General features: G+C 35.1%; 14 protein-coding genes and 1 tRNA gene. 13 read left to right on the top strand and 2 right to left on the bottom strand.

Features of this window, described 5'->3' with window-relative positions; genetic code table 11:
* The 3 genes from DKL58_RS02680 to DKL58_RS02690 all read left to right on the top strand — a co-directional run bounded on the left by DKL58_RS02680 (nt 1) and on the right by DKL58_RS02690 (nt 2552).
* A complete protein-coding gene (locus DKL58_RS02680; RefSeq protein ID WP_109585996.1) occupies nt 1–903 on the top strand; it encodes an ATP-binding cassette domain-containing protein in 903 nt (300 codons plus the stop codon).
* Between the two features lie 62 nt (nt 904–965).
* Nucleotides 966–1499 carry a ClbS/DfsB family four-helix bundle protein gene (locus tag DKL58_RS02685; RefSeq protein ID WP_045927709.1) on the top strand — a complete coding sequence of 178 codons (534 nt, stop codon included), beginning with the start codon at nt 966–968 and terminating at the stop codon, nt 1497–1499.
* A 294-nt stretch (nt 1500–1793) separates the two neighbouring features.
* Nucleotides 1794–2552 (top strand): GntR family transcriptional regulator, encoded by a 759-nt coding sequence (locus DKL58_RS02690; protein ID WP_046331781.1) that lies wholly within the window; start codon nt 1794–1796, stop codon nt 2550–2552.
* Nucleotides 2553–2618: 66 nt separating this feature from the next.
* Here the strand turns inward: DKL58_RS02690 and DKL58_RS02695 are convergent, their stop codons facing one another.
* Both DKL58_RS02695 and DKL58_RS02700 read right to left on the bottom strand, forming a co-directional pair.
* Complete coding sequence (locus DKL58_RS02695) at nt 2619–3203, bottom strand: TetR/AcrR family transcriptional regulator (protein WP_109585997.1); 585 nt, start codon at nt 3201–3203, stop codon at nt 2619–2621.
* Between the two features lie 327 nt (nt 3204–3530).
* Entirely contained in the window at nt 3531–4271 is a 741-nt protein-coding gene (locus DKL58_RS02700; RefSeq protein ID WP_109585998.1) for a CPBP family intramembrane glutamic endopeptidase, read from the bottom strand.
* Nucleotides 4272–4560: 289 nt separating this feature from the next.
* On the opposite strand from DKL58_RS02700, the gene DKL58_RS02705 reads away from it, so the two are divergent.
* The 10 genes from DKL58_RS02705 to pcrA all read left to right on the top strand — a co-directional run bounded on the left by DKL58_RS02705 (nt 4561) and on the right by pcrA (nt 15516).
* Entirely contained in the window at nt 4561–5409 is an 849-nt protein-coding gene (locus tag DKL58_RS02705; RefSeq protein WP_109585999.1) for an aldo/keto reductase, read from the top strand.
* 446 nt (nt 5410–5855) lie between these two features.
* Nucleotides 5856–7004 carry a CDP-glycerol glycerophosphotransferase family protein gene (locus tag DKL58_RS02710; RefSeq protein ID WP_109586000.1) on the top strand — a complete coding sequence of 383 codons (1149 nt, stop codon included), beginning with the start codon at nt 5856–5858 and terminating at the stop codon, nt 7002–7004.
* Nucleotides 7001–8431 carry an oligosaccharide flippase family protein gene (locus DKL58_RS02715; protein ID WP_109586001.1) on the top strand — a complete coding sequence of 477 codons (1431 nt, stop codon included), beginning with the start codon at nt 7001–7003 and terminating at the stop codon, nt 8429–8431. The genes DKL58_RS02710 and DKL58_RS02715 overlap by 4 nt, the downstream gene beginning before the upstream one ends.
* 3 nt (nt 8432–8434) lie before the next feature.
* On the top strand, nt 8435–9133 hold the full coding sequence (locus DKL58_RS02720) for a glycosyltransferase family 32 protein (RefSeq protein WP_109586002.1): 699 nt from the start codon (nt 8435–8437) through the stop codon (nt 9131–9133).
* A gap of 1 nt (nt 9134) precedes the next feature.
* Entirely contained in the window at nt 9135–9590 is a 456-nt protein-coding gene (locus DKL58_RS02725) for a SprT family protein (protein WP_109586991.1), read from the top strand.
* Between the two features lie 110 nt (nt 9591–9700).
* Entirely contained in the window at nt 9701–10381 is a 681-nt protein-coding gene (locus DKL58_RS02730) for a MarR family winged helix-turn-helix transcriptional regulator (RefSeq protein WP_109586003.1), read from the top strand.
* Nucleotides 10382–10461: 80 nt separating this feature from the next.
* Nucleotides 10462–12213 carry an ABC transporter ATP-binding protein gene (locus DKL58_RS02735; RefSeq protein WP_109586004.1) on the top strand — a complete coding sequence of 584 codons (1752 nt, stop codon included), beginning with the start codon at nt 10462–10464 and terminating at the stop codon, nt 12211–12213.
* Between the two features lie 72 nt (nt 12214–12285).
* Nucleotides 12286–12371, top strand: a tRNA-Leu gene (locus tag DKL58_RS02740).
* Between the two features lie 164 nt (nt 12372–12535).
* A complete protein-coding gene (locus tag DKL58_RS02745) occupies nt 12536–13183 on the top strand; it encodes a glycoside hydrolase family 73 protein (protein WP_109586005.1) in 648 nt (215 codons plus the stop codon).
* 80 nt (nt 13184–13263) lie between these two features.
* Complete coding sequence (gene pcrA, locus DKL58_RS02750) at nt 13264–15516, top strand: DNA helicase PcrA (protein ID WP_109586006.1); 2253 nt, start codon at nt 13264–13266, stop codon at nt 15514–15516.
* The last annotated feature ends 26 nt before the right edge of the window (nt 15517–15542 follow it).

Genomic DNA, 15542 nt, shown 5'->3' on the forward strand with positions numbered 1-15542 from the left:
ATGACTAAAAATATCCTTGAAGTTCATCATTTAAAGCAATATTTTCCAGTTGCAAATAAAAAAATAGTTAAAGCGGTAGATGATGTTTCCTTTAACATTACTAATGGTGAAACTTTTGGTCTGGTAGGTGAGTCAGGAAGTGGAAAGACCACTATTGGCCGCTCTATTATTCGTCTTTATTGGCCTACTGCTGGTGAGGTGATTTTTGAAGGTGAACAAATAGCAGGTCAGTTAAGTAAAAAGCAGACTGCTAAGTTGCGTAAAGACATGCAGATGATTTTTCAAGATCCTATGTCTTCACTAAATCCTCGTAAAAAAGTTGGTGACATAGTCAAGCTGGGTCTTGATATTCATTATCCTAAATTAACTAAGGATGAAAAACTGCAAAAAGTTATTGAAATGTTAAAAATAGTTGGTCTTGACTCATCATTTGTTAACCGCTACCCGCAAGAACTTTCAGGTGGACAAAGACAAAGAGTTGGTATTGCCAGAGTAGTTATCATGCATCCCAGACTTATTATTGCAGATGAAGCTATTTCTGCTCTAGATGTTTCAGTACAAGCTCAAGTTGTTAATCTTCTTCAAAGAATACAAAGAGAAAGTGGCAGTGCCATGCTCTTTATTGCCCATGACTTGGCAATGGTCAAACATATTTCAAGTCATATAGGAGTAATTCATTTGGGACATATTGTCGAGATTGGGCCAACAGAAGCAATTTTTGACGATCCTGTGCATCCTTATACAAAAAGTTTGTTAACCGCTATCCCCACTACTAATCCAATAGCGGAACAAAATAAAAAGTTATCAAATTATCATGCATTTAGACAACAATATGAAAATAGAGAAATGGCAGATTTAGGCAATGGTCACTATGCAATAGACGATGGGTCGTGGACTAAGTAAAACTCCTTATGATAAAATATTGATAAATAAATTTTTAATATTATCAAGAAAAGGAAAAATAGATGCCACGTCCTAAAACCAAGCAAGAATTAGTTGATGCAAGTAATTCGTCATACCAGAAGATAGTTGATTTAATCGCTAAGTTGCCAGAGGATGCTCGCACTGGCAGTTTCAATTTTGATACGAGTAAACTAAAAGAAGCCCATTGGAAGAGAGATCATAATGTACGCGATGTTTTGATCCATTTATATGAATGGCAAAAATTGTTGCTAGAGTGGGTTAAAAGCAATCAATCCGGTGAAAACAAAGAATTTTTGCCTGAAGGGTATAATTGGCGTAATTATGGTGAAATGAATCAAGAATTTTGGCAAAAGCACCAATCTACGCCACTTGCAGAAGCAGAAAAAATGCTGGCGAATAGTCATAAACAAACTATGGCTTTGCTTGATACCTATACGGAAGAGCAACTCTTTCAAAAGAATGTTTTTCCTTGGACTGGTAATAATGCATTAGGTACTTATTTCATTGCAAATACTTGCAGTCATTATGAATGGGCTTTAAAGAAGTTACGAAAATATCAAAGATCCTTGAAATAATGGCTTATTAAAACCGTTAGCGTAAAAGCTGGCGGTTTTTGTTTTTAATGAGCCACTTATTTAAATAAATCAAAAGTTTGACAATTTATTTATAAAAAATTCTGATAAAAAACTTTTATAGCTAATGCTCTAAAGCAATATTTCAGGCTTTAAAATATTTTTAGAGTTTTTTTAGTTAGTATAATCTACCAAACTTTTCATACAGTTATAATTTTAAATGACTGTTATACTAATCTTTGAGTTTGTTATTTTTATTTTAATTTAGTAATATTGAATAGTTAAGGAAGTGTGATAATGAATTCTGTCAAAACAATAGCTGGCGTACCACTTTACAAAAAAATCTACTTAGATATCAAACAAAAGATTCAGCAAAACATTTTGAAAACTGATGAAAAATTACCGAGTGAACAATATTTGTGTCAACAATATCAGGTTAGCAGAATAACAGTGCGTAAAGCTCTGAAATTATTGACTGATGAAGGATTAGTAGTTACTATCCAGGGGAAAGGCTCCTATGTCAATGTCAAAAAAATGAGGGGAAGATTGGAACAAATTGAAGGATTCTCTGAATTTTCTGAGTCTCGCTCTAAAACAAATAAAAAGATTATTTTAAAAAGAGAAATTTTACAAAATTCTCAAATTGCTAAGATTTTGCAACTGTCTGAGCCAGCAGATTTAGTTTATATTAAAAGAATTTCTCAAACAGGAAATGAGCCTATGGCAATTGATGAAGCCTGGCTATCAGCTGAACGCTTTCCGGAATTACTTACAAATATTCATGAAGATACCTCACTATACCAATACCTAGCAGATAAGTACCATGAAACTTTAGCAAGTTCATATCGCGAAATCAGCACTATCCTACCCAGTAGTGAACAAGCTAGATTACTGGCATTAACTAATGTAGTACCACTTTTTGATGTAAACAAGACTGTTTACAATCAGTTTGATCAGCCGCTGGAATTTTCTCATTATGTTGTAAGAGGAGATAAAATGGTTTATACTATCGACTCCAAAAATGACAGCAATATTTATTTTAACCACAAAAAGTAATTGTATTTTAAAAACTTTTCAATATTTAAAAACGATCAGTTGAAATGAATTCATCTGGTCGTTTTATTATTTTTTAGGCTTTAAATGTTGAGAGTAGGTACGAATATTATTTTGTACAAAAGCATGTGGCTGAGTTTGAAAAACACAATTAGGAAAGGAATGCTGCATAATAGCTTGACCTAAATTGAGTAAAACTAAATTATCAATTTCAACATTTTTATCAATATCTTGAGCAATTTCTCCTGTTTTTTGCATTTGTTCAAACTTTTCAGCTAAAATTTTTCTGATTAAATCGAGAAGATTTTTAATCACTGCTTGCAGTTCTGGCAAATTTTGAGATTCACGAATACCAGTTAAAAACAAAGCTAGATGTTGCTTTATAAAATTTTGATAGATGATGGAAAAATTCATAATATCCTTATCTAAATCGCCAACTAACTGATAATTTTTATTGATCATTTGAATATCATCACGATACTTAGATATCAGTTGCTGTAAAATGCCACGTTTGTCTTTAAAATGCCTGAACAAGGTACTTTCATTAACTTGAGCGACTTGAGCAATTCTTTTAGTAGTGGTTCTTTGATAACCATTGTGAATCAATAATTGTGAGAAAGCTGTTAAGATTCTCTGTTCAACATTACCACTCATTTTGGCCACCCACCTTAACTCAACTCTTTAAATATCAATAATGGCTATTTATGTCTAATTGTAACAATTATCATATTAAGTAACAAGACAAGTAATAAGTAAATTCCAACAATTTGTTAATGTTCTTATAATTACCGCAGACGTTAAGTTAAAATGATTGTATATTTCATAGTAGACAGGTAAGAAATATTGAACTGTCATATAGAACACATTAAGGACTGCAGATAAAATATTCATGTTTATAAAGTGATTTGATTACGCCTAAAATAAAAATCATAACTAGAAAAAACTCCAGTTATGACTTTAAATTAATTTGAGTATATTTGTTTACTTAGTTGCTAATAATAAAATTAAAAAGGCTAATGTATCAAATAAGAAGTGGACTAAAAAGCTGACCCAAATATTATGTGTTTTTATAAAAGCCCAGTTTAAAACTAGGCGTGTAAAAGCCAAACCTAAAATAACATAGCCTAAATTATAGTCATAAGTAGAAAGATGAAGTAAAGAAAAAATCAGGGCAGAGGCAATATTACCCCAAAATAGTGGGTGAGGCATATGGCAAGAATCAGCTAATTGGGTAACAGCTAATAAAGGCATAATTGCTAAAAATTCTTCTCCCAATATTTGGATAGCACTGCTTAAACGTTGATAGAGAAAAATTGGCCAAACATGTGGCGTCTTCATAGTCAATCCTGCAGCTGCATTGCCAGAAACAGAACCAAATAATTTTTGAGAAACTGTTCCTGATAACACAGATATGAAATAGGCAAAGACAAAGAAAACAAGAATCCAAAGCCATTCTTTAGCATGTGGTACATGAAATAAATGATGCCATTTTTTACCAGTAGCAATTTGTACACCGATTATTTGAATTACTAAAAAAATGGTTACAATTAATAGCTGAAAACATGCAGCTGCTAAAGAGGGATGATTTTCATCAAAGACTAAATAGTCTGGAACTTGTATACCAGGCATTATCAAACAGCAGTATGCAATTATGTTCGATAATAATATTAATAACCATTTTTTACCAGATAAATGAAATGAATTTGTTAAATTATTTGTCATTGAAATTCACCTTTTTATTTTTGATTTTATATTGCCAATCATAAAAATACAATCCCCAAGCTTGTGAAAAGCAAAACATGATATTTTTGTATAACTACTCTATGAGATTTTGATACCTTAACTTAAAGGTGAATTTACACAAATATAGACTAGTGGAACATGTGTTACAATTAATTATATCGAGATTGGAAAATCCATAAGTGGATGCTATTAAAATTTTGTTTATTTTCGCTTATATAATTATATATATATGCACAATAGTTTAGATAGAATCATAAGGAGGTTGCTTATGAAAAATGTTACTATCAATAATCAAGTTCTGCCAGCTTTAGGTATTGGTACTTGGGAAATGGGGGATGACCCAGAAGTCAGAGAAGAAGAAATAACAGCTATTCGTTCAGGACTTGATGCTGGCTTAACAGTGATTGACACGGCCGAGATGTATGGCAATGGTCATTCGGAAGAACTAGTTGGTGAGGCGATAAAGCCTTATCAAAGATCACAAATTTTTTTAATATCTAAAGTATTGCCTCAAAATGCTTCTGCACATAAAATGCGGCAAAGTTTGGCAGCTAGTCTTAAGAGGCTGCAAACTGATTATTTAGATCTGTACCTTTATCATTGGCGCGGAATGGTTCCTCTGTTAGAGACAGTTTCAGAACTGCAGTCACTGCAAGATGAAGGACTTATTCGTGCCTGGGGAGTATCAAACTTCGACATAGATGATATGGAGGAACTCTGGCAGGTGCCAAATGGTCAGAACTGCGTTGTTAATGAGGATTTGTATAATTTGGAGACTAGGGGAATTGAATTCAGTCTTTTGCCTTGGCAAAGAGAACATCATATTCCATTGATTGCATACAGTCCTCTGGGTCGAGGACCTAAAATGGGTAGCACAATGATGAAAAATGAGGCGGTCATACAAGTAGCTGAAAAACACAAGGCAAGTCCTTATCAGATTTTATTGGCTTGGGTAATGCAACAACCAGATGTTTTGGCGATACCAAAAAGTAGTAGTTCAAAGCACTTATTATCTAATCTTAGGGCGTTAGATATTGAGCTAACAAAGAAAGATTTACAAGTTTTGGAACAAGCTTATCCGAAGCCAGATCATAAAGAGCCTCTGGCAATATATTAAAAAGACGGAAATGTTTCTTGACTAGTTGTGGGTATTCGAATTTTACTTGAGGCGAATACTTCTTAACTAAAAAAAATGTGGGAATGCTCCGAGTAATAAATTTAACTGATAGTCTCAATAGGACTTATGACAAAATATTACTGTATAGTCCCAATTTGCAGCTCTTCGACAGTCCACCAAAGGTAAAAAAGTGCCAGATAAAGTGCTAAAACTTTATTTGGTACTATATTTTCAGTGTTCATTTTTGCTCTTTCTTAAAGTTTCTAATAAATATATTTTAATTGTGGCAAATTGTGTGAGTAATGTAAATTGCTGAAAAATGGCAGCTAATATAATTATTTGTTAGTCATAATCATTAAAAAACTAAAAAATAAAGTAAAAAAGCTTGAGTTCTCTCAGGCTTTTTCTGTACTCTTATACTAGGTAAGAAATTGGGAAGTTGAATAATGAAGAGTTTTTTGTTTCGTTTATATTTGGTGGCAATGAAATTAATTGCTCGTTTCACACCAGTGCAAGATAATAAAGTGGTTATACTTAATGGCGCAGGTAGATCGGGTTCAAATGGTTATTTATTTGGCAAATATTTGAAGAAAAATCATCCTGAATATGAAGTTATTACCGTTGAACCATGGCCGTCTTCACATTTATCGTTAAAAACTTGGCGACAAATCGGTGCAGCAAAGTTTGTGTTAACTACACACCAGCCATTTAAAGTTCATGCTAGACAAATCAATATCCAGTTCTGGCATGGTATTCCCCTCAAGCGCATGGGATTTATGGCTAATAATACTAGTCTCAAAACTGATCAGCGTAATGCTAATTTATGGCAAAAAAATGCTGATGTTGTTTGCTCAAGCAGTGATTTATATGAAAGTCTAATGAGTGCCTGCTGCGCGATTGAAACTAACAAATATCGAAAAACTGGGTTTCCTCGTCTTGATGCCTTGAAAAATCCTGCTATTAGTAAAAAGAAACTATTAACTGACTTATTCAAAGCTGAGGATAATGATGCTCAAATTGGAATATACATGCCCACTTTTCGCTATGAAATGGATGATCGACAAATTATGACGCAGGTTAAGCAGGGTAATTTCTTTGCATTGCCTGATTTTGATGCTGTGAAGCTGAATAATTCTTTAAAAAAGAACCATCAGTATTTAATAGTGAAACTGCATCCTTATGAAATGAATCTGTTTAAACACTTGCAGAGTAGCTTTTCAAATATTGCCTTTCTCAATAGCGACTACTTATATCAACTTGATATTGATTTGTATGAACTTTTAGGTAATACAGACTTTTTAATTACTGATTATTCTTCGATTTATTTTGATTATTTAAATATTGACAAACCAATCATATTTATTACCAATTATTTGCGGCAATACGAAAAAAAACGGGGACTTTTAATGGGACCTTATGAAGAAATTGTGCCTGGAGTGTGCGTGAAAACACAGCAGGAACTTATTAAGGCACTTGTAATGCCAGATCAATTCAGTAAAAAGCGGCACTACTGGCTAACTCTAACTAATGAAGTGCAGACCGATTCAAACTGTGAAAATGTATTTAAGTTGTTAAAAATAGAGGGTAAGTTGTGAAAAGAACATTTTTAAACATTCTATATAATGCGGTTTACCAAATATTTTTGGTATTAGTACCACTAATAACCGTGCCTTACCTTTCCCGAATTTTGGGCCCTAAAACATATGGTATTTATAGTAATGTGAATAATATTGTTCAGTTCTTAATGATATTCTGTACCCTGTCTGTGTCATATATTGGTATGAGGACCATTTCGCAGATTAGAGCTTTTGGCAGTGGTCAAGATTTAACCAAAGCGTTTTGGGGATTGTGGTATTTTCAGGCCATAGCTGGATTCGTCACAATAGTGATAGTGATTGCTGTTACCAGTTTTTTCCATATTAAGTACGGTCAATATTTGTTATTAATGGTGCCATATCTTATTTCAGCTCAAGTGGATATTTCCTGGTTCTTTCAGGGACTGGCCGATTTTGGCCGGGTGGTTTTAAAAAATACTGCCGTTAAACTAGTATCTGTTATCTTGATTTTATTATGGGTTAAAAGTCCGGGTGATCTTTGGAAGTATATGTTGATTATGTCGGTTTCAACTATGTTGGGATCAGTTGTCTTTTGGTTTGATATACACCGTTATGTAGGTGGGCCTGTCAAACACTTTTATCAATACCGTGCAACTGTTAAAGCAATCATTACTCTCTTGATTCCGCAAATTGCAACACAGATTTACACTTCACTTGACAAGCCTATTTTAGGACTTTTTCAGAATTCCACTCAGGTTGCTTTTTATGACAATTCACAAAGAATTTCCAATATGGTTTTGGGAATTGTAACGAGTATTTCCTTAGTTATTATGCCTAAAATGGCGGGTGAAGGAAAAAAAGAACAACGGGTTATTTTGAAAAAATCCTTGGAAGCGACAGTGATGCTGGGAACACTATTTGCAGTTATTATTATGGCTAATACTAAAGAATTTGTGCCTTTCTTTTTTGGACATAAATTTATCCCAATGACGCCTTTGATGTTCTTCTTCACTTTGACCATCATAATGATTCCAACAGGTGGAGTTTTTGCTAACCAATTTGCGCTTGCAAACCACCGAGACCGTGATTATGCCATTCCCGTTATAGTGGGAGCCATTTTAGAAGTAGCATTGAGCTATTTTTTGGATCGGTTTTATGGTGCAACGGGAGCAATGATTGCAATTTTAATAACTGAGTTTATAGTTTTGCTTTTACGACTATGGATTGTTCGTGATGGCTATGATTTTAAATATTCTTTTCGTGAAATTCCTAAATATTTTATAATTGCCATTATTGTTTTGGCAGCAGGGATGCTTTTGCCACAAATGTTTGCATCAGCATTTCTTAACATGCTAGTCAAATCAATCATTATGCTTGTTTTGTATATCGCTTTAATGTTCTTGTTAAAACTTGATTTTAACCAAGACATAATTTTGTTATTGAAAAAATTTTTTACCAGAGGTTAATAAATGATTCCCAAAATAATTCATTATGTGTGGGTAGGGGGTAACCCTAAACCACAAAATATTCAGCGTTGCATGAAGACCTGGTCAAAGCATCTGCAAGACTACCAAATAATCGAATGGAACGAGCATAATTTTGACATTCACGAAAATAAATATGTTGAGCAGGCTTATCAAGCTAAAAAATGGGCATTTGTTTCCGATTATATCCGGGCTAAAGCCGTTTATGAAATGGGCGGCATTTATATGGATACTGACGTCTTGGTGCTAGATGATTTGCATGATTTATTAAATAATAGAGCTTTTGTTGGTTTTGAAAATAAGGATAATCCTTTTACAGCAGTATTTGGAGCGGAAAAAGGTCATCCACTGATTAAAGACATGCTTTCTTATTATGATGACCGTAATTTTACGTTTGACAAACAAGACCAATTAGCAGGAGTGAATACTGTTTCTGTATCTGATATTTTAAAAAATAAATATGGTGCTCAGCCTAATAACAAGGAGCAGCAATTGCAGGAAGGGATACATGTTTATCCTGATGGCGTACTTTGTAATCCTTCTGCGCAGTCAAAGACCATCCATGTTTTTACCGGAACATGGATGGAAGGAGCTAAGCCACTGAAAAGAAAAATAGTGACGGCTTTAAAAGTCAGGATCAAAACGAAAAAAGAGGCAGCACTATATGCCAAAGTTTTCAGATAATCTGACTGAAGAAGAATTACAGAACCTGGTGGCAGAAGTTTCTCTTAAATATTTTGGCAGACAGTTTAAGCACCAAGTAAAAATTAATAAGCGCATGACAACAACTGGTGGTCGGTATCATTTAGATGATCACCACATTGAAATTAATGCGCATTTTTTAGTGCCGCAATATTATCAAGAATTGATTGGCATAATTAAGCACGAACTGACGCATTATCATTTGCACTTAACTCATAAAGGATATCGCCACAAAGATCAAGATTTCAAGGTTTTGCTTGATAGAGTAGGTGGTTCACGGTATGCCCCGGACATAGGTCTTAAACGCAAAAGAAAAGCAAAATATTTGTATGTTTGCACTATATGCGGTCAACAGTTTGTGCGGGTTCGGCGCGTTAATGTACGTCGTTATGGCTGTGGCAAATGCGGCGGCAGGTTAAGATTAGTCAGTTATAGATAAAATAATAAAATTTATTTTGACATTTTGTTTGACAAACTGTTAGGTATCAAACTATAATTTAATTGTAAATTATATTAGGTACCTAACTTTTTATTTAAAGGAACTTAATTATGAGTCAAACAAGTGATCAATTAATGAGACAACTTCATTTTATTTTGCGGGCTAGTCGTTACTATATGTTTCAAAACAAAGAACCGATATCGGGACAAAAACGGGTATTGGCTGTTTTAAAACTTGAAGACGGTTTAACCCAAAATTATTTAGCTGAAATTTTGGCTTTGAAACCTGGGTCTTTAGCTGAATTATTGAAAAAAATGGAACTAAAAGGAGATATCTCACGTGAAGTTGATGAGCAGGACAAACGAGTTAAACGTGTTTATCTCACAGCAGCTGGGAAAGAAAAGGCTGCCAAGCTGGCTGAATTAAAAGACAAGCAAGATACCGAGCCTTTCTTTGCCGGTTTGACTGCGGAAGAGCAGGAGCAATTTGGTCAATATCTGCAAAAAATTGCTGCTGGCTGGGATGAAGATTTTAAGGAAAAAGCCACTGATTTTGTTGATCCTGCCTACCGTATGGAAAGGATTAAAAAATGGCGTAAATATGCTGAAGACCATGACTTCTCCAGGTCTGATATGCGAGACATGTGCCGCCACATGTATAGGAAGCAACACTGCAATCATGACTTTGAACCACGTGACTTTACCAAAAATTGTTACAATTATGATAAAATGCACAAATATGATCGGGACTTTTGGCGTAAATTCTGGCATAATGAAAATGAAGAATTATAATTAGCAAGATAAGATAAAGAGTTTTTCAATTATTGAAAAACTTTTTTATTTAGTCTAACTAAGGAAAGCCGGTATCTTTTATGGCATTCAAGTCACTTAAAGATAAAACACAAAGTGTTAAATTCAGTGATTTTTTAAACTTGTTAAAAAGTTTGAATGTTAAAAAATCGTTATTTGCACTAGGGCTGTTTCTCAGTCTGATCACAAGTGTAGCAAATTTGGTCTTACCATTATTAACCAGAGAATTAGTGGATACGAGCAAGTGGGATAATTTTAATTACTCGAGCCTAATTATTATTATCATTGTGTTTGTCCTGCAATTAATTTTAGGAACAGTGGGTGGATTTGTTCTGCGCTATTTTGGTGAAAGTGTCGTTAAAAGCCTGCGTGAACGCCTGTGGGGTCATCTTTTAAAGCTACCTGTTAGTTATTTTGATGTTACCAAAGTGGGTGAAAGTAGTTCTCGTTTGGTTAATGATACGGGTATTATTAAAGATTTGCTGGCTTCTCAATTTCCTAACTTTATTACTGGCGCAATACAACTCTTTTTCTCATTAATCATTTTATTTGTGATGGATTGGCAAATGGCCACCTTAATGTTTACTGTAATTCCTATTGTGGTAGTAATTTTATTGCCAATTGGTCGCATTATGGTGAGACTTGGTCGTAAATTGCAGTCAGAAACAGCTAAATTTAACGGTGATGTCAGTGAAAAATTGTCTGAAGTACGTTTAATTAAATCCAGTAATGGCGAAAAGTATGAACAAGAATCGGGTAACCACAGGATCAAGAAGATTTTTACTATTGGCGTACTAGATGCTCGTGTTGAAGCTATTTTGCAGCCGATTATCATGACTTTAATGATGGCGGCTTTTGCAGGCATTCTGGCATTTGGCATTATTCGCGTAGGTCAGGGTTCTTTGACCAGTGGTTCTCTTGTAGCATTCTTACTATATCTGTTTAACGTGATTGCACCAGTTGCTAATTTTGCCACTTTCTTTTCACAGATACAAAAAGCCTTGGGTTCAACTGAACGCATACAAGCAATTTTACAAATTGAACCTGAAAAGAATTTAAGTCATCATACTTTTGATTTGAGTAATAAAACGTTGACGGCACAAAACGTTAGTTTTAGTTATATTAAAAACGAACCCGTTTTACAATCTATTTCATTTGTTTCAAAACCCAACTCTGTCATTGCCTTTGTGGGACCTAGTGGTGGTGGCAAATCTACCATTTTTGCCTTATTGGAACGCTTTTATCAGCCTGAAAGTGGCAAATTCACTATTGGGGATGAAGATATTCAAGATATTGACCTGGCAAATTGGCGCTCCCAAATAGGCTATGTTTCTCAGAACAGTGCTATTTTTTCCGGAACGATTCGGGAAAATTTGGTTTATGGTTTGACTAAGGACATGACGGACGATGAACTTTGGCACGGATTGGCTTTGGCTTATGCCGATCAATTTGTGCGGGAATTTCCTGATCAAATGGAGACTGAAATTGGTGAACGGGGAATTAAACTATCTGGTGGTCAGAAACAACGTTTAGCTATTGCCAGAGCCTTTTTGCGTGATCCTAAAATTTTGATGCTGGACGAAGCGACTGCCAGCCTTGATTCAGAATCTGAGGGAAAGGTGCAACAAGCACTTGATAAACTAATGGTCAATCGAACAACCTTGGTTATTGCACACCGCCTGGCTACGATAGTTAATGCTGATCAAATTTATTTTGTAGAGAACGGTAAAATTACAGGTCATGGTACTCACCACGAATTAATGCAAAATCACAGTTTGTATGCTAAGTATGTAAATGAGCAAATGGTCGATTAAACCTTTTTAGACAAAATGAGTAAGAAAAGTCTTGTGTTAAATTTAATTTTGGGTTATAGTATTGAATGTGTTGCGGGCATGGCGGAATGGCAGACGCGCAAGACTAAGGATCTTGTGATCGCTTTTAGATCGTGGAAGTTCGAGTCTTCTTGCCCGCATTTTTTAATGGAGCTTTGGCTCCATTTTTTTGTATACTTAATTATAAATGAGCAAAATTGTTAGGTTAGCTTACTACTTTTATTTTAAAAATTAATTACATTGCATAATTTATACTCAAGAGAGGTTATACTTAAGAAGAGATTTTTAAAGCAAGGGAAAACAAATGGCGAGAAAACGAAAAAGCAAAAAATTATCTAATACAGCGATCATTATGCGAACATTTATAATTCTATTTTTATTGATTATTGCTTTTGCAACCTTTCGTTATTATCGCAGACAGGCAATTCAATCAGAGCAGATTAGACAGGAGCAGCTTGCTCGAGAACAGGCCAGGCAGAAAATCATCAGGCAACACAAAGCTTTTATCAGAGAAATAGGTCCGATAGCTAAAGAAGTGGATAAATCCTTCGATCTCTTGCCAAGTATTACTATTGCTCAGGCCTGTCTTGAAAGTGATTATGGCAAAAGCGACCTTTCACAAAAATACAATAACCTATTTGGCGTCAAAGGAAATAACCCTAATACTTCGGCAGTACTAAAAACCAAAGAGTTTGAAAAAGGCAAATGGGTAGTTGTTAAAGCTCGTTTTCAAATCTATGATTCCTATGAAGCTTCTATAAGGGCTCATGCCAGATTGTTCCAAAAGGGGACAACTTGGGACGCAAAACAATATCGTCACGTTCTGGCTGCTAAGAACTATCAAACGCAGGCTCGTGCTTTAGTAAAAGACGGTTACGCAACAGACCCGAATTATGCCGACAAATTAATTAAGTTAATCGAAGAATACGATCTTGCACGTTTTGATAAATAGAATGCAATCAACTCAAAATATGGTCATGATTTTTGGTACAATAGAATAGTTAAAAAATTTTTGGGGTGAAAGAATTCAAAATGAGCGCAGAATCAATTTTAGAAGGTTTAAATCCACAGCAAAAAAAGGCAGTGCAGATTACTGAAGGACCATTATTAGTTGTTGCAGGAGCAGGTTCAGGGAAAACTTCCGTTTTAACCAGAAGGATTGCTTACCTTGTTGCTGAAAAAGGAATTGCGCCGTGGAATATTTTGGCTATCACTTTTACCAATAAGGCTGCCACTGAAATGAGAGAGCGTGAGCATAAATTATTGGGACAACAGGCTGACAGTATCTGGATGTCTACCTTTCACGCTCTTTGTGTGCGAATATTAAGGCGAGATGCAGAAAAAATTGGTTATACCAGTAATTTTTCTATTGCTGATTCGGCGGAACAGCTTACTTTAATTAAGCATATTCAAAAAGAACAAAATATTAATCCTAAAATGTACGAACCACGCAGGATTTTATCTGCTATTTCTAATGGCAAAAACGATTTACTTACTCCAGATGCATATTCTGCCAGCGCTTCTTCACCTTTTGAAAAAGTAACTGCCCAAGTTTATCAGGAATATCAAAAACGCTTAAAGAATGATCAAATTATGGATTTTGATGATTTGATCATGCAGACCTTAGTTCTGTTTAAAACCGATCCTACAGTTTTGCATTATTACCAAAATAAGTTTCGCTATTTGCTAGTTGATGAATACCAGGATACCAACCAGGCCCAATATGAATTGTGTCATGCATTAGCTGCACAATATAAAAATATTTGCGTTGTGGGAGACGCGGATCAGTCTATCTATGGCTGGCGCGGTGCTAATATGGAAAATATCATGAATTTTGAAAAAGATTATCATGATGCAGGTGTTCAAACCGTTAAACTGGAGCAAAATTACCGTTCAACTGGCCATATTTTGGCAGCTGCTAATGCAGTAATTACGAATAATAGCAACCGTAAGGCTAAAAAATTATGGACTGACCAAGGTGAAGGAGCAAAAGTAACTTATTATCGTGCCCAAAGTGGCGATGATGAAGCTCACTTTATTATTTCTAAAATTCAAGAAGAGGTAAAAGAAAAAAGACGCTCTTACCATGATTTTGCGGTTTTATATCGTACTAATGCCCAGTCTAGAACAGTCGAAGAGTCATTCGTAAAGTCGAACGTGCCTTACCAAATTGTCGGTGGTCACAAGTTCTATGACAGAAAAGAAATCATGGACATTATGGCTTATCTGAAATTGGTTGCTAATCCGAGCGATTCAATGAGCTTTAACCGCATTATTAATACCCCTAAACGTGGTATTGGACCTGTTAGCGTCAATCGCTTTATGGATTTTGCTAGTGATAATAATTTATCAATTTTAGGAGCTTTTGATCACCTTAATATGTCGGGCGTTACTGCTCGGGCAGCGGCCAAACTGAGTGATTTTGGCGCTAAACTACGCGATGCAATTAATTTTGCTAAAGATCATAGCGTTACCGGTCTAACGGAAAAAATACTGCAGGATTTTGGCTATACAGCTGCCTTGAAAGCTGAACATACAATTGAAGCAGAAACCAGACTAGAAAACCTGGATGAATTTTTGTCTGTTACGAAACGTTTTGATGACGAATATGAAGAAAATGACGACAGCGATGAGACCGAAAATGCTCTTAGTGACTTTTTAGCGGAAGTATCTCTTTTAAGCGACCAGGATGATTTAGCTAATAATGATGATCAGGTGGCATTAATGACATTGCACGCAGCCAAAGGACTCGAATTTCCGGTAGTCTTTTTAGTGGGGATGGAAGATGGACTTTTTCCTTTATCACGTGCTTTAATGGAAGACGACCAGCTAGAAGAAGAACGTAGACTGGCTTATGTGGGTATTACTAGGGCAAAGCGTGAACTGTTTTTAACAAATGCATATTCACGTATGATGTATGGTCGAATGCAGAATAATCCGCCATCCAGATTTTTGGAAGAAATTGATCAAGATGATCTGGATATTGAAAATTCAGTTCCAATTACTTTCTCAAATGACAATTACCAGACACAAACTGCTCCCTTTGCTAACGCAGATGAACGAGCTCGTGCACAGGTTTACACACCAAAAATTAAACCTGCTGGTGCAGTTGGTGCTGAGAAAAAGGGTTGGAATGTCGGTGATCAAGTAGAACATAAATCTTGGGGCAAAGGTGTTGTGACTAAGGTTAACGGTAAAGGTGAAGACATGGAGCTTGATATTGCATTTAGTGGCAAAGGAATCAAGCGGCTTCTAGCAGCATTTGCACCAATTAAAAAGGTATAATTAAGATAGAAGTAAAAAAAATAGTA

Origin of the sequence: Lactobacillus kullabergensis, assembly GCF_003151025.1 — a bacterium.
In the GTDB taxonomy this organism is placed as follows: Bacteria; Bacillota; Bacilli; order Lactobacillales; family Lactobacillaceae; genus Lactobacillus; species Lactobacillus kullabergensis.